Source organism: Lysinibacillus canaveralius (assembly GCF_047301505.1).
In the GTDB taxonomy this organism is placed as follows: domain Bacteria; phylum Bacillota; class Bacilli; order Bacillales_A; family Planococcaceae; genus Lysinibacillus_B.
Window position 1 is genome coordinate 1288396 of record NZ_CP154840.1, and the last position, 20776, is coordinate 1309171.

Below are 20776 nucleotides of genomic sequence, written 5' to 3' on the forward strand. Positions count from 1 at the left end.
TTCACTTAGATCGTGAATCCGGTCTTTACAAATGCAGAATCGTTATTTTATTTCACTTTATTCAGATACATATGTTAATTCCGGTAGGCCTGAAATGAGATACCGCTCATTTTTCATCAAGGGAAAGGAACAATAGCCCATCCAAGGAAGAACATGACGCCCATAAATAGAATTAGAAAGATTGCCAGGGCTATCCCCCATAAGCCTAACGTCCGGCTGGTACGCCGGAAGCAGGCCAGTATACCAAATAAAATCGTTAAGAAAATGAAAAGGGAAAATCGGTCGTTAAATGGTGTATCGTATCCCGATAAGAGAGAGATATTTAACATTGCTAAAGCGAATAACCCGACGATGACACTCAACCAGCCTGCCCACTGAAAAATCCTAATCTTTAGCGTGCCCAGTTCCATAGCTTCACCTCCCCGAGTTTCATGTAACGAATCATTGGCTTGTTCTGCAGTTTTTCCACTTCATTTTTCGGTCCTGTCACGACAACACCATATGTCATAAATCCATTCTTTTCTAGATAATCGATTCGTTCTGCGAGCTCCAGATTTTTATGTGCCGACACATCGACCGCAATTTCTTCATATGGCTGTAAATATTTCAGCATATCAAGAAACACTTCTTCGTGAGATTGAGCATCCTTAAAAGGAGACCAGTTCGTTGAATCAGGCAGTACCGGATAGCCAATTGGAGATACAACATTACCGCCAGCGCTGAGCATAGTATCTTCTACGCCTGTATAAATGGCAGCCCATGTCACATCAACACCCTCCATTGTGCTCACTACGTCCTTGACTGAATACAGATCGTTGAAGGATAGATAAGCTTCTACAACAGTTTCTTCAGGCAGGCCGGCTAGTTTAAGATCCTCTTCTGTAGTGCTGAATTCAGGAGTTTTCCGAGGATGGACGAGCCATTGGTTTGTCTCAGTAGGGTATTTAGGATACGCCTTTTCTAGACGGGAGGCTATCTCCTTGTCGACCAGCTCATCAAATGCAAATTTTAGATTGTATGTTTTAATTGGATAAAATTCGTCCCCAATTTGCTTGAATTGCTCAAACGACAAATCCATAGAAAATAGGGAAAAGTCCATATCGAATTCCAGCTCCTCCAGTGTTGTGTTTGGTTCGGTCACATACATCGTATAGCTTGTTACATCCATCAGTGTCGTTGATTTTGTACCGAATGCATAGTAAAAGAACGTCAGCATATAAATGGTTGGAACAATGAGCAAAGCGACGGTAATTGTTGAAAGAATAAGCCTCCATTTTGAGGAAGTAATTGCTTTTTTGATTTTGTGTCCGGAATCATTTTCAGGAGTAGGCGCATCCTGCTTTGCTTGTAACAGCAATTTTTCATATGAATTCATGTATTCTCCTCCTTTGTAAGTTTTTCACGCAGCTTTCGACGTCCTCTGGCTAAATGACTTTTCAATGTATTCAGTTTCAGCTGGAGAATCTCAGCAGCCTGCTCGTTTGTACAATCATTGACATCGCATAACAGGATTGCCTGCTTTTCAATTGGCTTAATTGTTTCCAAAAGGTCCAGCAGCTTTTGAAACGAATCTTTCTGTATGGTGATTTGCTCAGGTGTATGATCATCAATTTCATCAACGGTGTCTGAATGGATGAAGCGGCTTTCTTTTCTGACACTATCGATATACGTATAGTAGGCTACTTTGAATAACCAGGGCTTTATGTCACGGATGCCGCCTCCCAGCAATGCGACATGTGCTTTAGAAAACGTCTCCTGTAGAAGATCCTCTGCAAGTGCATGGTGGTGCGTCAAGGAATACAGGTAGCGGTATAGATCGTTCATATATTCTATATATATTTGTTCAAGTTCGAGCTCCATCTCTTCCCACCTTTCAACCTATCCTCGGATCTGCAAAGTCAAAAGTTGCAAAAATTACATATTTATTAAAGCTGCTCTTGTACTGTATCGGAAGGCAAAGGCTTTTTGTAGAGAAAGAATGCAAAAGCAGTTTCTGAATGAAATAGTACATACAAGCACTTAGAAGTTTCCTATAATAATAGATAGAAACAAAAGGAGGGAATGAGCGATGTTTCGATTTCAAACAACAGATATAACGGAAATTGCTGCTTCAGAAGTATTGCAGCGTGCTCTTTATAAAAGAACGCTGCTGGTCGTCCTGCTTTCACAAACGCTCGGGGGTGCGGGATTGGCAGCGGGTATTACAGTAGGGGCATTATTGGCAAAAGATATGCTGGGGCTGGAGAGTCTGACGGGGCTTCCTTCTGCACTTTTTACGCTCGGATCTGCATTGGCAGCCTATCTTGTAGGGCGGATAACGCACCAGAAAGGAAGAAGATTAGGGCTTTCATTAGGATTCTTTACAGGAGCAGTTGGAGCACTTGGGGTGGTAGCGGCAGCTGCATTAAATAATGTACCTCTTCTCTTTATAGCCTTATTTGTCTATGGTGCAGGAACAGCGACGAATCTGCAGGCTCGCTATACTGGTGCTGATCTGGCAAGCAAGCATCAGCGTGCCAAAGCCGTTAGCATTGCTATGATTGCCACGACACTCGGGGCAGTAGCAGGGCCGAATTTAGTGACGCCAATGGGACGGGTAGCGGAATTTTTCTCTCTGCCTGCACTTTCAGGGCCATTCATGCTGGCAGTCCTTGCCTATGGGGCAGCAGGACTTGTCTTTTATTTATTCTTAAAGCCTGATCCGCTTCTTGTGGCTCGGATGATAGAGGAAAGAAAAGAGAAGAAAGAAGAGGAAGTTGTTCAAACAACCGCATCTATAAGCTACCACCGTACAGGCATTGTGGTAGGTGCTTCCGTTCTTGTACTCTCTCATATTGTCATGGTAGCCATTATGACAATGACGCCTGTTCATATGCAGCATCATGGCAGTACGCTGTCTGCTGTCGGCATGGTAATTGGTCTCCATGTAGCATCGATGTACTTGCCCTCACTAGTTACAGGCTCACTTGTTGATAAAGTAGGGCGAGTGAAGATGGTAGTAGCATCAGCCTTCACATTGGCAGCCGCGGGATTGTTGGCGGCTTTTGCAACAGACGGCTCTGTCATCATGCTGACAATTGCCCTTATGCTGCTTGGTCTTGGCTGGAACTTCGGGCTCATTAGCGGTACAGCTATTATCGTTGATTCCACAACATTGCAAAATAGAGCAAAGATCCAAGGTTCCATTGATGTTGGCATTGCATTTGGCGGTTCTTTAGGCAGTATTCTTTCAAGTGTGATTGTCGCATACTCAAGCTACGCCATTTTAGGCTTCATTGGTATGTATCTTTCTTTGCTGCTGGTTCCTGTCCTCGTATGGGCTTCTCTTAAGAAGCGTAAAAGCGCACAGGTTATTTAGCTAAAGGCGAAGGGGGTATGGATAGATCGCTTCTTATAGTATGTACGTATCAAACTGTCATAATTGGCAATGCTAGTCTAAATACTAGAAAGAAAACGGTTATGGCCAACAAAACGTAAAGGGATATTTATAAAATCCCCCATTCTTTTATTCATAGACGGTGAAGCATCTGGCTTCATCGTTTTTTATTGTAGAAAAAATTTCCATAAAGCGGCGCATGAGGAAAATGTATTTCTTACATCCCGGCAGTGGAGCACGCTTTTTCTATACGTGAAATAACTGGGCGAATGTGAATGTGCTTTTTTGAGGAATAAAAATGCCTGCATGTGGCAGTCCACTGAAGGAACGTGCCACATACTGAACGGTTTGTGGAAAAAAATTACCTATATTCGCTTCGTTGGTCTGATCAGCACAGTAACAGCCAATCCAATGATACTTCCAAGGAAAATGGAAATACCGATGAATCCATACCCCATTCCTTCCCAGCCTCCGATGAACAGGCTGATTAAGAGAATCGATACACTTACTAAAAACAGCAAGGCAAACATTTTGCCGATAATCCGGTCATGTTGTCTTCTTCTCAGGAAAATACCAATTGCCACAGAAAACACCGCAATGCCTAAGCAAATATAAAGAAAGATATTGAAACCTTCCATTACATCACCTCCTTGGCTGGATAAATGAGCTGTCCCTATCCTATTCTCCCCGTTGAAAACAAATTCCTATATAGAATTTTTTATTATGAATGATTGGACAGCCCAGCCTCTCATAATGATCTTGTAGAAGATATGAAACATTTATTTGCCGTTTGGAACTAACGCGGGATGGTTATGTGAAGGAAGACAGGGAATGAACAAAGGAAGGGAATGTCTATTTTTGAAAGTTACACGTAGACAGGAAGGAGAGACAGCGATGTTATTACGAACTTTTTATGATGAGAAATTAGCACACACTTCCTATATGGTTGGCTGTGAAAAGACAAGGCAGGCAGTCATTATTGATCCGATGCGTAATATTAATCCTTATGTACAGGAAGCAGAAAAAAAGAACATGAAAATCGTCGGGGCTTTGGAGACGCATATTCATGCCGATTTTGTATCAGGCACACGGGAATTGGCACACCATCTAGGCGCAGCAATGTACCTTTCAGGTGAGGGCGGTGAAAAGTGGGCATATCACAATCTAGAGAAGTTCGAGCATAAGCTTCTAAAGAACATGGACCAGTTTGAAATCGGATCCTTGATCTTTGAAGTGCTGCACACACCGGGCCATTCACCCGAGTCCATTTCCTTTTTGCTGAAAGACAGCGGACAGGCAGATGAGCCGATCGGTATTTTTACGGGGGATTTCTTACTATTCGGAGGTATTGGGCGCCCGGATATTTTAGGAGAATCAGGCGGCGATGTAAAAGCGGAAGAAGGAGCAAAAGCTCTTTATAAATCGGTTGAACAGATGAAACAGCAGGAGGATTACCTGCAAGTATGGCCGACGCATGGTGCAGGAAGCGCTTGCGGGAAAGCTGATGGTGACGTTCCTTCTTCAACAATTGGATATGAGAAACGCTTCAATTGGGCGTTTCAGTTTGAAACGGAAGAAAATTTTGTACAGGCAATACTAGCAGAACAGCCGGAAATCCCGCCGTATTTTGCTCTTATGAAGGCTGTCAATCAAAATGGGGCGCAGCTTCTTGAGTGTCTGCCGCAGCCGGATCTGCTAACTGAAACAGCAAATCTTGAAGGACTAGTTGCAACAGAGCACCAAGTTATCGACACTCGGCATGCACAAAGCTTTTCAGAAGGACATTTGAAGGGAACAATTAACATTCCTTTTAATGAATCGTTTCCGCATTGGATGGGATGGATAATGGATTACGAAAAACCGCTTTATCTGCTTGCTGATCCATTCGACATGGAAGGCATTCTAATTACACTCCTTTCAATCGGTATTGATGAGATAGCAGGCTATCTTGACGTCCATAAGGTACTAGAAGAAACGAGCGAACTAGACTCTTATATGAACGTAACACCTGAACAAGCAAAAAACATAATGGACACCGAGGACGCAGGAGTAATTGATGTGCGTGGAAAGAATGAATATGAAGAAGGACATATCGAAGGCGCCATCAATCTGATGATAGGAACCCTGAAGGACCGGTTACAGGAAGTACCAGACAAAAAGCTGATTGTGCATTGCCAAGCAGGCCAGCGTTCTGCCATTGCCGTAAGTGTTCTGAAGGCAAATGGATTTCATAATTTAGTGAACATGGAGGGCGGTTATACAAAATGGCAGGAGGACGTCGAAGAAATTTAAAAAACCTTTTTAGAGGAGTGGCGAATATACGGCCACTCTCTTTTTTTATATAATGAATAGGAGAAAAGAGAGGTAGGTCATATACATGAAAATGAATAAAAAAACAGTTTTTGTCACTGGCGCAACGAGTGGTATTGGATTGAAAATTACTGAGTTATGTATAAAGCAAGGCTATATCGTCTATGCGACTGGAAGAAACGAATCGGCACTCAAGACATTATCGAGCATGGGCGCTCATGTCATGCAGGCGGATCTTCGTAAGCTGGAGGACGTAGAGCGAGTTGTTTCCGAACTGCCAGATATCGATGTGGCTATCCTGAATGCAGGTCTTGGCATATTTGCAAACGTATATGAATTGACGGATGACGAAGTGGATACAATGATAGATGTAAATGTCAAAGCACCTATCTATTTTACAAAGCGTCTTGCTCCAAGGTTGATTGCACGAGGCGGGGGTCATCTCATCTTTGTCAGCTCGCAGGCGGGCAAGGTAGCGACACGCAAGGCGAGCGTATATGCAGCGTCGAAGCATGCAATAACAGGATTTTTGAATGGAGTTCGTTTGGAGCTGGCAGATGATAATGTCAAGGTAACAGGTATTTTCCCAGGCCCGATCGATACGCCCTTTTTACAGAAGGCGGATGCAACGAATGCTTACCGCGAAGCGATCAAACGCTTTTTAATCGAACCGGAATACGTAGCAAAAGAAGTCGTAAAAACAATTGAACGTCCGGTACGCGAGGTGAATCTGCCTCGTGTAATGGGACTAACGGCGAAACTTTATGCACTGGCACCAGTGCTCGTCGAGAAGGTAGGAAAGGGCTTTTTCAATAAAAAATAAAACGTGCATAATATAGACTGAAAAGCGCGACAATTAGACTTTTTTAAGGAATTAAAAAAGTCTAATTTTTTATAGAAATACACTTGTGTTTATTTTTATTCCATGATACTATTCATGTATAAACTTTTAATTTGATGTATAAACATACATAAAACATAACGGAGGCAAATCAAAATGGCTAATAAAAAGGTAGTGCTCGCTTATTCAGGCGGCCTTGATACATCGGTAGCAATTCCATGGTTAAAAGAACAAGGATGGGACGTCATCGCTGTTTGTCTAGACGTTGGTGAAGGAAAAGACCTTGAGTTCATCAAAAACAAGGCACTTCAAGTAGGTGCGATTGAATCGTATATGGTAGATGCGAAGGACGAATTCGCAGAGGAATATGCATTAGTTTCCCTGCAAGGCCATACATGGTACGAACAAAAGTATCCATTAGTATCAGCTTTATCCCGTCCATTAATCTCAAAAAAATTAGTGGAAATTGCAAACGAAGTAAATGCGGATGCAGTAGCACATGGCTGTACTGGTAAAGGAAACGACCAGGTTCGTTTTGAAGTGTCAATTAAAGCATTAAATCCGGATTTAGAAGTTCTTGCGCCTGTACGTGACTGGGGCTGGAGCCGTGATGAGGAAATCGAATACGCTGCAAAACATGGTGTACCGATTCCTGCAACAATTGATTCTCCATTCTCTATCGACCAAAACCTTTGGGGCCGTGCAAACGAAGCAGGTGTCATGGAAGATCCTTGGGTAGCGCCGCCAGAGGAAGCGTACGGTTTAACAGTCTCTGTGGAAAACGCGCCAGACACTGCTGAATACGTAGAAATCGAGTTCGTGGAAGGAAAGCCTGTTTCATTAAACGGTATCGAAATGAAACTAGCGGACCTAATCCAAGAGTTGAATAAAATTGCAGGTGCACATGGTGTTGGACGTATCGACCACGTAGAAAACCGTCTTGTTGGGATTAAATCACGCGAAGTATATGAAATCCCAGGTGCAAAAGTGTTATTAACTGCTCATAAAGAACTGGAAGATATCACGCTTGTAAAAGAGCTTGCTCACTTCAAACCGATCATCGAGCATAAGCTATCTGAAATTATTTACAACGGTCTATGGTTCAACCCGATCCGTACAGCGTTAGAAGCGTTCTTAAAAGAAACGCAAAAATATGTAAACGGTACAGTACGTGTAAAATTATATAAAGGTCATGCGATTGTAGAAGGACGTAAATCTGCAAACTCTCTATATTCTGAAGAGCTGGCAACGTACTCGAAAGCAGACCAATTCAACCACGCATCAGCAGTTGGATTCATTGAATTATGGGGCCTTCCGACTGTAGTAGCATCAGAAGTAACGAAAAAGCAATCCGTAACAAAATAATTCACGGTGAGCAAGGGGCGAATGCTTCTTGCTCCTCTTTTAAAGGCAGATCTTATCGTCTGTCCAAATGACTTACTAATATAGGAGTGGCAATTATGGCGAAATTATGGGGCGGCCGTTTTCAAAAGTCGGCAGAAGCCTGGGTCGATGAATTCGGCGCATCAATCGGCTTTGACCAGCAGCTTGTGATGGAAGATATCGAGGGTTCTGTTGCACATGTAACGATGCTTGGCGCGCAGGAAATTCTGCCAGCTGAGGATGTAGCGAAAATCCTAGAGGGACTAGCCCAGCTGAAGGAAAAAGCGGATGCTGGTGAGCTGGAATTTTCCGTAGCGAACGAGGATATTCATCTAAACTTGGAGAAAATGCTGATTGACCTGATTGGTCCTGTCGGCGGTAAATTACATACAGGGCGCTCTCGTAATGACCAGGTCGCAACAGACATGCACCTATTCTTGAAGAAACGTGTACCGGAAGTCATCGGTTTGATCGAAAACTTCCAAAAAACGATTTTGGAGCAGGCCGAGCAGCACGTTGAAACAATCGCACCGGGGTATACTCATTTGCAGCGTGCACAGCCCATTTCATTTGCCCATCATTTGATGGTCTATTTCTGGCAGCTGCAGCGCGATAAGGAGCGTTTCTCTGAGTCGATGAAGCGAATCGATATCCTGCCGCTTGGTGCAGGAGCAATGGCGGGGACGACTTTCCCGATTGACCGCCTGAAATCGGCAGAACTTCTTGGCTTTGCGGATGTGTACGCAAACTCGATGGATGCGGTAAGTGATCGTGACTTCATCGTAGAGTTCCTTTCGAATTCAGCTCTATTAATGACACATTTGTCACGCTTTGCAGAGGAAATCATCATTTGGTCAACAGATGAGTTCAAGTTTATCGAGCTGGATGATGCATTCTCGACAGGCTCTTCCATTATGCCGCAAAAGAAAAATCCGGATATGGCGGAATTAATCCGCGGGAAAGCGGGCCGTGCATTTGGCAATCTGATAGGGCTGCTAACAGTGCTAAAAGGGACACCGCTGACATACAACAAGGATATGCAGGAAGATAAAGAGGGCATGTTCGATACGATGGAAACGGTACTCGGCTCATTGAAAATCTTTGAGGGCATGGTCCGCACAATGACCGTGAATACACAGCGTTTACACGGAGCCGTGCATTCTGATTTCTCTAATGCAACAGAGCTTGCGGATTATCTGGCGACAAAAGGGATGCCGTTCCGTGAAGCGCATGAAGTAACAGGGAAGCTTGTATTTACCTGTATCCAGCAGGGAATCTACCTATTAGATCTGCCGCTTGAGGAGATGAAAAAGGAATCAGCGCTTATTGAAGCCGATATCTATGAAGTGCTGGCACCGGAAGCAGCTGTACGCCGCCGTAACTCACTTGGCGGTACTGGTTTTGAGCAGGTAAAAATCCAATTAGCAAAAGCAAAAGAGCTACTTTAATAAATCTTTGATTAATGCTGTCCCGTGAGGCAGCGATCAGCAAGGTGAAGGCAGATGTGTATACACATCTGCCTTTTTGCTTTCTGTCGGAAGAGGGTATTACGCGAATTTCACCTCCTATTACGCGAATTAAACAATAAGTCCTGATGCTTAGTAATTAATTGCTCTGAAATTTTATAAACAGCTCCTCGCGTATCGCCTATCCGTTCCAAACTCCGAAGCAGCCGGGCTGCCGCATCCCGGGATTTTACCCCGAAGAATCTTCGAAATGCCTGATTGGTAATCGTCCCCCCATATATCCGGCTGCGGCACGACTGTTTTGCTCCTCCCAATAGTGAAAGTGCATATGGTTTTGCGGCAGCCTTCAAACAAGTGCTGAAAGCTGAAGATGTTTCATTTTTTCACCTCCGCAACCATATTCTACAAAATGAGGAGCGGACATGTAATGGATTGCTTCAAAATAAAAATTAGCTATAGATAAAGAAAGTATCCTCTTTATCTATAATTTGAAAATTCAATCTTATTGTTTCATAATAACATCATAAGGAGGCGCTTCAGATGAATATATATGACGATCAGTATATCGGCCTCACAGGCTATAACAAATTTGGCTATAATGTGTTTGGCATTCATAAGAGCTGGTATTACCTATATGGCCAATCAGTAGGTGTGAAGATTTCCGACAGTGAGCATGCTGCTATGCAATATCTTGTGTTTGGTGATGGACCGGCACCATTTGATTCACAGAAGCGAACGGGTACAAAGCTCACACATATGATTGATCCGTATGGGTATGATCCGACAACGGGCTTGCACATCCTTGGCTATAAAGATGGTTACGATATATTTGGCTTTGATGAACAAGGGTTTAATAGAGAAGGTTATAATAAGGTTGGTTACTCCCGCCACAGTACGCATGTCCGGGGCTATGATGATCATGGCTATGATATCAATGGCTTGACAAAAAGGTGGCTGACAATGGATGGCGACCCTTTCAAGGAATATTTCCCGCATGGCTATAGGGATGGCTATGATATATTTGGCTTCGATGCGCAAGGCTACGATCGTGAAGGCTATAATTTAAGCGGCTATAATTCAAATGGCCTTAACCGCAATGGTGGGGCAATCGGCGGAAATTATTAATAAAACGTTAGGATAACGGATGGAATCCCTTGTTTTGGTTCCGTCCTTTTTTGTACGGGGGTTTAAATCAAAACTTATAAGACTGAGAAGGAGTTTTCGATAGCAATCTGAAATAAGTTAATAGTTTCATTGGGAGGGGGAGGATGTATGAAAAAATTATCGTTCGTTCTATTTCTGCTTGTGCTGGTAATGACGGCATGTACAGAGAAAAAGTTGATTGAACTGCCTGACGATGTGCCGGCATTCGTAAAGGGGAGCGATTTTAAAGAAATCAATTGGGAGCAAAAAGCCGAGGCGTTTGGCCGAGGCATGATTGGCAATGAAAATAAGTCAGGTGTTATCGGAGCAGGTATGCCAAGCGTTAACGGACAGAAATGGATGTGGCATTTGTGGGGTGTGGAGCCGACGGAATTAACAGTTGTCGGTTATGAGCGTAAAACAGAGACAGTTCACAAAATATTGACCCAGGGCTGGAGTGTTCCCATGGGTGGATCAAATAACGGAGCAGATGCACATGCCCCTTCTTCCGTCTCTTTCCCTGACCAAGGAGAGTGGGCAATTCTCCTTTATGCAGATGAGGAGTTATTTGATATTCTAGTGTACGATATAAAAAACTAACGCTTCGTAAAAGACCGGCAATTTTAGTGGCTGAATTATTCCTGTAGATATGAAATGGCCATCCAGTCAGATGCTGGATAGCCATTTTTTGTATGCTTAGACAAACACGACACTAGTCATGAGTGCTAAATATAGGCACAGGATAAGCGCGCAGCTTAGCAAGAGTGCCATGAAGCGGGGGGCTTGTTTAACAAATGCCATGATTATCAAAGCGATGCAGGCAGCTGCCAGCAGCAGGAGCAATATTCCTAAAGCACTCCATGTAAGCTGTACGTTAGCATCCGGAAGAATGTCCCCTCCATATACGAGCAGAAACAAGCTTGAAGGGTCTTCGTCAATTCTCCCTGATGGAGGGGAGAACTGGCTGAAAGCAGCGGTAATAGCGAAAATGATAAAAACGATGACGCTTTCAAGCCGCGCCCATGGTTTTGGGTTGAAGTCTTGGTCATTTTTAAGCTTGCGTTTGATCCAAATGCCGTTGATGCCCGCATAGAACAGTAATGGAATGATAAACAAATGCTTAATTAAAAGACCTTGCCCGTAGGATGACACCCAGGATGCTATATAACCGTCAATCAACACATTCATCAGCAGCAGCCCGCTGATTGTTACAGCTGCAAAACAGAAAATAGCAACCGGGGTGAACCATGTGAGAAACGACCGCCAATTTGCAGTATTTGCAGAGCGCCAGCTAATGATTACTAAAATACCTGTCCACACGCTTACCGCCAGTAAATGAATCGTATCTCCGATAAAACCAGCGAGAGGATCTACAGAGCTCGCATGGCTGGACCACCCGATTGTTACAATCAACAGAGATGTGAGGGCAGCACCTGATATGTTGAATAATGTACTTTCAAGCTCCTTAACAAGCACAATCATCACCAGCAATCCAACAGTCAGTACAAAAGTCCATCCCCACGCTTTTCCAATCGTAAAGCTCGTTAAGACAGATAGAGAGCTTTCCATTATACCTAATCTCGGTGTAAGATACAGAATAACCTGCAGTACCGGTATAAAGGCAAACAGCGGAATACCAATGGAACAAATGGCTAATAGACGTCTCGAACTAGTAATCGCAGGTCGATATGTAGAAGGGACCAGCCTGACAAGAAAGCTGCCCATGAGAACGGAAAAGCAAAGGTATAACAATGTTTGACTAATGATTACAAGGGTTTGCATCTTCTATTTCTTTCTTTTCATTAAGAAGAACAAGCTCGCTGCCATAAGTAGGACTAATATCAAAACTATGCTGAACATCGTGGACGTGAATGGTGACTTTGCAGCTTTTTCTTCATTATTATCTTCTGCTATCGGTGCGGCCTCATCATCTATAGTGTCTGTTTCCTCTGTCGTTTCTTCGGCTATAGGGATCTCTACTGCAAACGAAAACTCGCCTTCCATTGGATGTCCGTCTGCACTGATGCTGCTCCATTTTACAAGGTATGTTCCATTTTCTAATGGGCTGGTAAGCGTACCTGTCATTACGCCATCAGCGATAGAAATATTCTCAAGTTCGATTGGTTCATTATTTGCATCAATCAGATCAAAGGTACTCCCTTGCTCAATTTGACCTTCGAACGTCAGCGATACTTCCGTCAGCGGCTCTGTGACCGTTTCACCGTCTGGTGGATTTGTGCTGCTTAAATGTGTGTGTGCAAAGGTATTTCCTGCGGCACTAAAAATAAACACACAGGATAACAATGTTAGTATAATTTTCTTCAATGAACTACGCCTCCTATATAGAAATTCAATGGAAAAGAAGGGGCTGTCCACTTCCTTTTCCATTGACTAGTGTAAACAAAAAATGTGAAGTTTAAATGAAATGAAGCCGTCATTTTTCGTAAAATATTGATAGACGGGTTCATTTCTTTCAATATATAGACAAATATCTCTTTTTTTCAGAGAAATTGACAAACATTATACTTGACCTGATGTCACAATGAATATTTTTTGTATAGCGGTAATGTCAAAATCTTTTATTAATAAACTAGGTTGAACAACGGGTATTTCTTCCTCGATTTCTTAATAGACAAGAACTACAGGCTAAGCAGCAAAATCGCTAACATGATCATAAAGACGGCACTTGAATTCCCATACAAGAATGACCATCCAGTTTCTTTGATAGGGAATAAACCAAGCATTCTCTTGCCTTCTGTTTCCCAGGTTCCTTATTATATCTTTTCCTCAGAGAGCCTGTAAGTTCTCCTTTTATACCAAGCTTTTTTATAAAAATAGTATTTCTTCAATAGTATTTGCTATAATAGCAATAACATATTTGAATATTCATACATAAGGAGGAACTGGCTTGAAAACATACCGCATTGCTGTCATTGAAGGGGATGGAATAGGGAAGGAGGTCGTCCCGGCTGCTATCGAAGTGCTGGACGCAGCCGCCAAGCTGGACGGAGGATTCCAATTTGAATGGACGTATTTTCCTTGGGGATGCGACTATTATTTGGAGCATGGCAAGATGATGCCGGAAGACGGCATTGAAATCTTAAAGGGTTATGACCAAATCTTCCTAGGTGCTGTCGGCATGCCAGAGCTAGTCCCGGACCATATTTCCTTATGGGGGCTTTTGATTAAAATCCGCCGGGAGCTCAAACAGGCCATTAACGTCCGACCTGCAAAGCTTCTTGCCGGACTTGACTCTCCATTGAAAAATCCGCAGAACTTCGATATCACGGTCGTTCGTGAAAACTCGGAAGGAGAGTATTCGGACAGCGGCGGCCGGATGCACCAGGGAGCAGATGAAATCGCTATCCAAAATGCCGTGTTTACCCGTAAAGGGACGGAGCGGGCAATGCGCTATGCATTTGAACTTGCGAAAAGCTCGCGCGGGCACGTAACAAGTGCCACAAAATCAAACGGTCTTACGTATTCCATGCCATTTTGGGATGAGGTATTTGAGGAAGTGAAGCAGGATTATCCGGATATGGATACAGCGGTAAACCATATTGATGCACTGGCTGCCTTTTTCGTGATGAAGCCGCATCAATTCGACGTAATTGTCGCATCGAACCTGTTCGGGGACATTTTAACAGACCTAGGCGGTGCGATCATGGGCAGTATTGGTATTGCGCCTGCTGCCAACCTCAATATTGAACGGGAATACCCGTCCATGTTTGAACCTGTACATGGTTCGGCACCAGACATTGCTGGCAAAGGCATCGCAAACCCAATCGGTCAAATTTGGACGGGCAAAATGATGCTCGATTTCCTTGGCCGCCAGGAGATAGGAAACAAAGTATTACTTGCCATTGAGCAGACACTCGCAAGCGGCGTGAAAACAGGCGATATCGGCGGTACCTCAACGCTTGAGGAAGTGAAAAACAGCATCCTGCAGCACTTGCAGTATTAATTAACGAGAGAAACAACGTTCACGGACGTTGTTTTTTCTATAATCGGCCGACACGTCCGTAACGGATGGTTATAGCTATTCCGGTTGGCAAAAGGAAGACAGCCGTTTTATATTGCCGCCAATTAGGGAATGTTATAAACAATTGACTTCCGGCTCATTGGCATTACATGCTGAAATAGTAAAGAGGACAGAAAATACAGCGGATCAGGAGAAGCGAAAAGAACATACACTATGGCACATAATTCTCGCTGCCCTATGAAATAACCATACAAAAGAGCCTGGCGGAACTTGAAAGGGCTTACAAGGCATTGCAAATACTTTAAGAAAGCAATACTCAGGTTGCGACCTACACAATTCATTTTATCAATCGTGCCGTTCATATACGGGAAGGGGAAATCGATTAGGCACGTCTGGTCAAGGCTTGGAGCAGTATATAACCATTCCTGAAGAGGTACAGTAAAGCAAAAACATATAGACGAGGGAGGGAAGAGCATATGAAAAAATTCGGTTTAATGTTACTGTTAAGTGCCATGTTAGCCGCCTGCTCAGATGAAGAAAACCTAGGCAGCCAGGAGGTGCAGGCCGATCAGGATGAGGTAATGGTTATCAAGCAGATCGGTAAGCTGTATTTCCCTGATGGACATGGAGATGTACAGTTCATTTTTGAACGTGATGCTGTCGATATCCAGGTGTTTGCTGAGAATCTTTCCATTGAGCAGACGTATACCATTACACTTGAAAAGGCAGATGGCGGTGTTACATTTGGGCCTAAGGAAAATGTGAAAATTACAGCAGGGAAAATAGTCGGCCAGACAACCTTCCGCCCGAATGCGAATGGAGAGCTGTTTGTATCGATGATGAATCCGAACAGAATGTTTGAAGGGGACGAAGAAATGCGCGTCATCGTTCAATCCGAAAAGGATGCCGAGGATTCCCTTCAATCGAAACCGTTCATCCTGCAGCCGAGAAAATAACAGAGAGCTGGACGGGGTATAAATACCTGAAACGAAGTTTATGATGTCCGGATTTGGTCAATAGATAAAGAACCAATGAAAAAGGAAGTGTTCTTATGCAAAAAATCTTTGACCAGCTGGAAAGCTTCTTACAGCAAATGAGGGATAAGCCTGAACATCCGCATGCACATTCACACCTCTACAAAATCTGGATGGACCCACCCGTCAATACATTTAATATCACACTTCACTACTTAACAAAAGACGGCGAGGAATTCGAAGAGGAAGGCTACACACCGATCCGTGTCATTACGAGCGGCTACGAGGAGAACTTGATCGAGCCCGAATTCAAACGCGCACTGCTCGATGTTTTCGAAAAACTTAACCACGACGGGCATCACCATTTCCCGCGTCCAACATACGTATCATTCGAAGATGATCCAGCTGTATACCATGTACAATCGCTGGGGAATGAAGAGAAAGAACCAGGCAGCTACTAGAGCTGTCTTTTTCTTTTGAAAAAAAGTCAGACGATATTGACTGAAGGAGATAGGTAGTAGGGTCCTTCTTTAAAACAATCATTATATGTGCTGGGGATGTTTTTTGTTTTTCTAGCCATGCAATTTGTGTATCCTATTCATAAAAGTTACGAGGCAAACAAAGCAGGGTAACTTACGATTGACTATAAAAAGCAGAGGTGATGATTGGTGAAGCAACTCTTTCTATTTAGTTTATTGGCGGTGGCTTTATTAGCGGGGTGTTCCCAGGGTGGAGAGCAAAAGGCGGTAAATCAGCAAAACGATGCTATTCAAGATCAGGAAAACGAGGGCATTGAGGTAATCATGGAAAACCTTGAAGTGCCTTGGTCTATCGAAAAGCTTGGTAATACGTTCTATCTGACAGAAAGAGCAGGGAATATTGTAAAAATCGAAAACGGAAAAATGGAGCGGCAGGAAGTTGAGCTGCAGAAGGAGCTTTCAACTGCTTCAGAGGCAGGTTTATTAGGGTTTGTGCTCGCACCGGATTTTCAGGATTCAAATAGGGCATATGCCTACTATACGTATGAAGATGGTGCAGGACAATTTAACAGAGTGGTGACACTTCATCTGGAAGGCAGTGTCTGGACGGAAGAAAAGCTGCTACTCGATAACATCCCAAGCGGTGCCTATCATCATGGCGGCAGGCTCAAGATCGGACCTGATGGAAAGCTGTATGCGACGACTGGTGATGCAACTGTACGGGATATCGCACAGGATTTGAATTCTTTGGGCGGAAAAATTCTAAGGATGAATCCGGATGGTACGATTCCAGCTGACAACCCATTCCCGGATTCCTACGTCTACAGTTATGGACACCGCAATCCGCAGGGGATTACTTGGTTACCTGATGGGGAGCTGTTTGCTAGTGAGCACGGCAATAATGCCAATGATGAAATTAACCGGATTGAAGCAGGAAAAAATTATGGCTGGCCGCTTATCGAAGGGCATAAGGAACAAGAAGGAATGGTCTCGCCGTTATTTACGTCGGGAGCTGAAACGACTTGGGCACCGTCGGGAATGGACCATTACAATGGAAAATTGTATGTAGCTGCTTTAAGAGGAACGGCAGTGCTGGCATTTGACCCGGCATCAGATCAACAAGAGGAAGTCATAACGGGACTAGGTAGAATTCGTGATGTGTTAATAGAGGATAATTCACTTTATTTCATCACCAATAATACAGACGGTCGGGGCAATCCGGAGGAAAATGGAGACAAGCTTTACAGGATGCCGCTTTCACAATAATAACGATTCCTTTTCTAATGATAGTGATTAAAAATAATGAAAAGCAGAAGGACGAACCGGTCGCCTTCTGCTTTTTTGATTTTCAGGGTCTTTATTTTTTTCTAAATACCGCCCAAAGTGAAGCGCCGATTCCGGCAGCTATGGCAGAGCTTAAAACCGGATGCTTGGTTGCCTTAACATAATAGCTTGTCTCGCGTATCCACCCTTTATTGGTACCGCGTTCATGCAAGCCATATCCAGCTTTATATAGGGCGCTGGCTTCTGGCGGGTTGGACGGGCGGTCATCATGCTGCGTCCGGTATAAGGTCTTTTCTATCAGCTTATCGGAAAACCTAGGAGCCAGTCTGCCAAGTACGGCTAAGAGCTTCGCCTGTCCACCTACATACATGTCCCGCTTTGGATGTTCTGCGCTATAAAGAATGGCCTCCGCCACCGTTTCAGGTGCATAGATCATACCGATGTGGGTCGGCTGCTTGTCCAAATAGCTGCGGGCATGCTCATTGTAGGGTGTGTCAATCCGTCCCGGGTGTATAAGCGTAACAGAAACAGGAGCGTTTTCTTTCTCCAGCTCCATCCGTAAGCTTTCCGTCCATCCATGCAGGGCAAACTTTGCGGAGGAGTATGTCGACTGGACGACTGTTCCGCGGTCACCGAAGAAGCTGCCGATATTGATAACAGCTCCGGGAGTACCTCTTTTTGTATAATGATCTACTGCAACTCTAGAACCGTAAACGACACCCCAAAAAACAGTATCGAACATGCGGCGCATATCCTTGATGGTAACTTCAGTCGTTTTCCCATAAATCGAGACGCCAGCATTATTAACCCACGTATCAAAGCCGCCAAATTTTTCGATCGCTGTGTCGGCAATTTTTTGGATATCTTCTTCGACGCCGACATCTGCAGCAACCCAAGCCGCCTCGCAGCCTTTACTTTGTAATTCCTCTACCAGCTCTTGAAGGGCATTTTCATTTCTTGCGGCTACGACAACCTTGGCTCCTTTTTTTGCTGCCATCCTTGCCGTAACAAGCCCGATTCCGCTAGAAGCCCCCGTAATAACGATCACTTGGTCCTGCAGCTTTTTCAATGAAAGCTCTTCCATTGATCCATCTCTATCCTGCATCATATCTATTAGAGAATCATGTTCCACATCTTTCATTTCCATTAGTAATTCCTCCTCACTGTTACTTTTTTCATCTTTACCCTGAAGCTCTTATGCAAAACGCTGCAGATCGGGCTTTATCAGTTTTAGTTGAGTTAGTATGTGTCAATCGAAAGGTAATTAAAGTGGTTATCGTAATAGTGTGGCTCACTTTGTAAGGAAGCAAACATTTGTATAGTTGAAGACCTTCAATCCTATACTAGAATTGTGAAAAAACTTAAGAAGACGATGGAGGATTGTGTATGTCAAATGATTCGATGATTGTACATGCCATAATAGATGGTAAAAAAGTAGAGACCGAAAACAAACTGCCTCGTGAAAATCCCACACATCCGGACGAAATCGTCGGGTATGCTCCTATTAATACAAAGGAAGAAGCAATCCGTGCCATCGATGCTGCCTATAATGCTTTTCAAAGCTGGGCATGGAGTGATGTAGAGGACCGGATAGCAAGAATGAGACGTGCAATTCAAAAAATTAAGGAAGCGACGCCGGAGATTGCTGAATTATTATCCCGCGAGCACGGAAAAGCGTTATATGATGCGCAGGGAGAAATTGCTGTTTCGCTCATGTGGATGGAATTTGCCTGTGATCATGTAAAAAATGTAGTGACACCACAAGAAAAAGAGCATGAAAACGGGAGAACCATTCTTACGTTCGATCCTGTAGGTGTCGTGTCAGCCATTACCCCTTGGAACTATCCTATTTCCTTATCGACGATCAAAGTAGCGCCGGCATTATTAACAGGTAATACAATGGTTTTAAAGCCGAGTCCTTTTGCTCCGTTAGCAGTAAGTCGTGTTGTAGAAATCATTGCCGATGAGTTTCCGCCGGGTGTGCTGAATCTTGTACACGGAGAAGCAGATGTAGGTGTTGAACTGACATCGAACGAGAAGGTTGCAAAAATTGCCTTTACAGGTGGCACAAAAACAGCGAAAAGCATTATGAAGGCTGCCTCCGAAACGATTAAAAAGATGACACTTGAGTTAGGCGGTAATGACGCAGCCATCGTTTTAGAAGATTTCGATGTTAATGATGAACGTGCTTTACGTAGAATGGTTATTTCCAACTTCTTAACAGCAGGACAAATTTGTATGATTGCTAAGCGTGTATACGTCCATCGCTCTATTTATGATGCTTTTGTCGAGAAATATATCGAAGCAGCAAATAAGTGGATCCGAGTGGGAGACCCATTTCATCCAGAGGTTACAGTAGGGCCTGTTAATAATAAGAACCAGGTAAAATATGTGCAAAGCCTTATTGATGATGCTAAAAGCAAGGGGGCGGAGGTCATCAAGTTAGGAAAAATAGTGAGCCCGGAACTGATGGAAAATGGTTACTTCCTACAGCCGACATTAGTGCTCGGTGCGGATTACCATGATCCAATCGTAGTGGAGGAACAATTTGGTCCTACTGTGCCGATCCTTCCGTTTGATGATGAAGAACAAGTCATTGCATTGCATAATGAGAGTATCTATGGTTTAACGAGTTCGGTGTGGGGAGAAGTAGAACATGCCATAAAAGTTGCCCGACGCATAGAAGCAGGGACAACAATGATTAATACAGCAGCTATCCAAGGCTTAGATGTCCGTTTCCCGTTTGGCGGCGTCAAGCAATCCGGTGTAGGCCGTGAATATGGTGAAGATGGTTTAAAATCCTATACGGAAACACATGTAATCAACATACCTAACAATTTGGACTTGCCTTTTATTCCAGAGTAAGATGTATATGTTTTTGGAACATACCTTATAAAGCAGACAATAATAATGAAACAGAATTCTCAGGTTCGGGTGATTAGATGACTTTGGTATATAACGAAGTCATCTTTTTGCCTATTTGCTTTCCTACATATTTATAATTGTCTCACCGTTTCACTCGAAATCATCGATCTCATGTTCTTCTTCTGCTGCAGAAATTCAAATTATTTGTACTAGGTGTCCTGTTGCGAATAGATCATTGCAGTCATAGGAAAAGTGTCATCAATTAATGCAATTAACTTTTCTATCGTCTATATGTATTCATTTGTATCGCGGTAGATAAAAACTAAAAAGTGATTTAACAAAGTAATGAAGCAAGATATAGAAGAAGAAATGATATTTTTTTAGAAAAAGTATTGTTTTTATATTAAATTCATGTTAAATTATTAAACGTCGCTAAAATGCGATGATAAAATTATAAACTTTTAAAAAGTTATTGACTCGACGATAAGTCGGTGTTATTATAAGAAAGTCGCTGTAAAACGACAGAATTGAAGCTTTTGAAAAAGTTGTTGACATAAACTTCGGTAAATGTTAATATATAAGAGTCGCTGCTAAAGAGCGGCAGCAAAATGAACTTTGAAAACTGAACAAGCAAGACGTTAACAATAATTTTCTTTCTTAATTGAAAGAGACA

General features: G+C 43.3%; 19 protein-coding genes. 12 read left to right on the plus strand and 7 right to left on the minus strand.

The window, feature by feature from the left end; genetic code table 11:
- Positions 1-116 precede the first annotated feature (116 nt).
- The 3 genes from AA0Y26_RS06345 to AA0Y26_RS06355 are packed head-to-tail and all read right to left on the minus strand — an operon-like array spanning position 117 to position 1860.
- Positions 117-410, minus strand: coding sequence for a hypothetical protein (locus AA0Y26_RS06345; RefSeq protein WP_413366145.1), 294 nt, complete (start codon positions 408-410; stop codon positions 117-119).
- Positions 392-1375, minus strand: coding sequence for an anti sigma factor C-terminal domain-containing protein (locus tag AA0Y26_RS06350; protein ID WP_413366147.1), 984 nt, complete (start codon positions 1373-1375; stop codon positions 392-394). The genes AA0Y26_RS06345 and AA0Y26_RS06350 overlap by 19 nt, the downstream gene beginning before the upstream one ends.
- Entirely contained in the window at positions 1372-1860 is a 489-nt protein-coding gene (locus AA0Y26_RS06355) for a sigma-70 family RNA polymerase sigma factor (RefSeq protein WP_413366149.1), read from the minus strand. Before AA0Y26_RS06355 ends, AA0Y26_RS06350 begins: the two co-directional genes overlap by 4 nt.
- Before the next feature lie 208 nt (positions 1861-2068).
- Here AA0Y26_RS06355 and AA0Y26_RS06360 point away from each other — a divergent pair, with 208 nt between their 5' ends.
- Positions 2069-3358 (plus strand): MFS transporter, encoded by a 1290-nt coding sequence (locus tag AA0Y26_RS06360; RefSeq protein ID WP_413366151.1) that lies wholly within the window; start codon positions 2069-2071, stop codon positions 3356-3358.
- A 383-nt stretch (positions 3359-3741) separates the two neighbouring features.
- Here AA0Y26_RS06360 and AA0Y26_RS06365 read toward each other — a convergent pair whose 3' ends face one another.
- Positions 3742-4014 carry a YesK family protein gene (locus tag AA0Y26_RS06365; RefSeq protein WP_413366153.1) on the minus strand — a complete coding sequence of 91 codons (273 nt, stop codon included), beginning with the start codon at positions 4012-4014 and terminating at the stop codon, positions 3742-3744.
- A 256-nt stretch (positions 4015-4270) separates the two neighbouring features.
- On the opposite strand from AA0Y26_RS06365, the gene AA0Y26_RS06370 reads away from it, so the two are divergent.
- The 6 genes from AA0Y26_RS06370 to AA0Y26_RS06395 all read left to right on the plus strand — a co-directional run bounded on the left by AA0Y26_RS06370 (position 4271) and on the right by AA0Y26_RS06395 (position 11119).
- A complete protein-coding gene (locus AA0Y26_RS06370; RefSeq protein WP_413366155.1) occupies positions 4271-5668 on the plus strand; it encodes an MBL fold metallo-hydrolase in 1398 nt (465 codons plus the stop codon).
- A gap of 91 nt (positions 5669-5759) precedes the next feature.
- Positions 5760-6509: an SDR family NAD(P)-dependent oxidoreductase gene (locus AA0Y26_RS06375; protein WP_413366157.1), complete on the plus strand. Its 750-nt coding sequence runs from the start codon at positions 5760-5762 to the stop codon at positions 6507-6509.
- A gap of 174 nt (positions 6510-6683) precedes the next feature.
- Positions 6684-7892, plus strand: coding sequence for an argininosuccinate synthase (locus tag AA0Y26_RS06380; protein WP_413366159.1), 1209 nt, complete (start codon positions 6684-6686; stop codon positions 7890-7892).
- A gap of 95 nt (positions 7893-7987) precedes the next feature.
- Positions 7988-9358, plus strand: a complete 1371-nt coding sequence (gene argH / locus AA0Y26_RS06385) for an argininosuccinate lyase (RefSeq protein WP_413366161.1) — start codon at positions 7988-7990, stop codon at positions 9356-9358.
- Between the two features lie 558 nt (positions 9359-9916).
- Positions 9917-10501, plus strand: a complete 585-nt coding sequence (locus AA0Y26_RS06390) for a hypothetical protein (RefSeq protein WP_413366163.1) — start codon at positions 9917-9919, stop codon at positions 10499-10501.
- Positions 10502-10648: 147 nt separating this feature from the next.
- On the plus strand, positions 10649-11119 hold the full coding sequence (locus AA0Y26_RS06395) for a hypothetical protein (protein ID WP_413366165.1): 471 nt from the start codon (positions 10649-10651) through the stop codon (positions 11117-11119).
- Positions 11120-11215: 96 nt separating this feature from the next.
- Here the strand turns inward: AA0Y26_RS06395 and AA0Y26_RS06400 are convergent, their stop codons facing one another.
- Entirely contained in the window at positions 11216-12301 is a 1086-nt protein-coding gene (locus AA0Y26_RS06400; protein ID WP_413366168.1) for a copper resistance D family protein, read from the minus strand.
- Positions 12302-12304: 3 nt separating this feature from the next.
- Complete coding sequence (locus tag AA0Y26_RS06405) at positions 12305-12844, minus strand: copper resistance protein CopC (protein WP_413366171.1); 540 nt, start codon at positions 12842-12844, stop codon at positions 12305-12307.
- Positions 12845-13427: 583 nt separating this feature from the next.
- Here AA0Y26_RS06405 and AA0Y26_RS06410 point away from each other — a divergent pair.
- The 4 genes from AA0Y26_RS06410 to AA0Y26_RS06425 all read left to right on the plus strand — a co-directional run bounded on the left by AA0Y26_RS06410 (position 13428) and on the right by AA0Y26_RS06425 (position 17220).
- Complete coding sequence (locus AA0Y26_RS06410) at positions 13428-14483, plus strand: tartrate dehydrogenase (protein WP_413366173.1); 1056 nt, start codon at positions 13428-13430, stop codon at positions 14481-14483.
- Positions 14484-14977: 494 nt separating this feature from the next.
- Entirely contained in the window at positions 14978-15457 is a 480-nt protein-coding gene (locus AA0Y26_RS06415) for a hypothetical protein (protein WP_413366175.1), read from the plus strand.
- A gap of 95 nt (positions 15458-15552) precedes the next feature.
- The gene (locus AA0Y26_RS06420) at positions 15553-15936 is read left to right on the plus strand and encodes a hypothetical protein (protein ID WP_413366176.1); all 384 of its coding nucleotides are present in this window, start codon (positions 15553-15555) and stop codon (positions 15934-15936) included.
- A gap of 207 nt (positions 15937-16143) precedes the next feature.
- Positions 16144-17220 carry a PQQ-dependent sugar dehydrogenase gene (locus AA0Y26_RS06425; RefSeq protein ID WP_413366178.1) on the plus strand — a complete coding sequence of 359 codons (1077 nt, stop codon included), beginning with the start codon at positions 16144-16146 and terminating at the stop codon, positions 17218-17220.
- Between the two features lie 91 nt (positions 17221-17311).
- Here AA0Y26_RS06425 and AA0Y26_RS06430 read toward each other — a convergent pair whose 3' ends face one another.
- Entirely contained in the window at positions 17312-18346 is a 1035-nt protein-coding gene (locus AA0Y26_RS06430) for an SDR family oxidoreductase (RefSeq protein ID WP_413368085.1), read from the minus strand.
- A 278-nt stretch (positions 18347-18624) separates the two neighbouring features.
- Here AA0Y26_RS06430 and AA0Y26_RS06435 point away from each other — a divergent pair, with 278 nt between their 5' ends.
- Positions 18625-20103: an aldehyde dehydrogenase family protein gene (locus AA0Y26_RS06435; RefSeq protein ID WP_413366180.1), complete on the plus strand. Its 1479-nt coding sequence runs from the start codon at positions 18625-18627 to the stop codon at positions 20101-20103.
- The last annotated feature ends 673 nt before the right edge of the window (positions 20104-20776 follow it).

Coding starts and splice junctions, on each gene's coding strand:
- AA0Y26_RS06345 (WP_413366145.1), bottom strand. CDS start 410: ATGGAACTGGGCACGCTAAAGATTAGGATTTTTCAGTGGGCAGGCTGG.
- AA0Y26_RS06350 (WP_413366147.1), bottom strand. CDS start 1,375: ATGAATTCATATGAAAAATTGCTGTTACAAGCAAAGCAGGATGCGCCT.
- AA0Y26_RS06355 (WP_413366149.1), bottom strand. CDS start 1,860: ATGGAGCTCGAACTTGAACAAATATATATAGAATATATGAACGATCTA.
- AA0Y26_RS06360 (WP_413366151.1), top strand. CDS start 2,069: ATGTTTCGATTTCAAACAACAGATATAACGGAAATTGCTGCTTCAGAA.
- AA0Y26_RS06365 (WP_413366153.1), bottom strand. CDS start 4,014: ATGGAAGGTTTCAATATCTTTCTTTATATTTGCTTAGGCATTGCGGTG.
- AA0Y26_RS06370 (WP_413366155.1), top strand. CDS start 4,271: ATGTTATTACGAACTTTTTATGATGAGAAATTAGCACACACTTCCTAT.
- AA0Y26_RS06375 (WP_413366157.1), top strand. CDS start 5,760: ATGAATAAAAAAACAGTTTTTGTCACTGGCGCAACGAGTGGTATTGGA.
- AA0Y26_RS06380 (WP_413366159.1), top strand. CDS start 6,684: ATGGCTAATAAAAAGGTAGTGCTCGCTTATTCAGGCGGCCTTGATACA.
- argH (WP_413366161.1), top strand. CDS start 7,988: ATGGCGAAATTATGGGGCGGCCGTTTTCAAAAGTCGGCAGAAGCCTGG.
- AA0Y26_RS06390 (WP_413366163.1), top strand. CDS start 9,917: ATGAATATATATGACGATCAGTATATCGGCCTCACAGGCTATAACAAA.
- AA0Y26_RS06395 (WP_413366165.1), top strand. CDS start 10,649: ATGAAAAAATTATCGTTCGTTCTATTTCTGCTTGTGCTGGTAATGACG.
- AA0Y26_RS06400 (WP_413366168.1), bottom strand. CDS start 12,301: ATGCAAACCCTTGTAATCATTAGTCAAACATTGTTATACCTTTGCTTT.
- AA0Y26_RS06415 (WP_413366175.1), top strand. CDS start 14,978: ATGAAAAAATTCGGTTTAATGTTACTGTTAAGTGCCATGTTAGCCGCC.
- AA0Y26_RS06420 (WP_413366176.1), top strand. CDS start 15,553: ATGCAAAAAATCTTTGACCAGCTGGAAAGCTTCTTACAGCAAATGAGG.
- AA0Y26_RS06430 (WP_413368085.1), bottom strand. CDS start 18,346: ATGATGCAGGATAGAGATGGATCAATGGAAGAGCTTTCATTGAAAAAG.
- AA0Y26_RS06435 (WP_413366180.1), top strand. CDS start 18,625: ATGTCAAATGATTCGATGATTGTACATGCCATAATAGATGGTAAAAAA.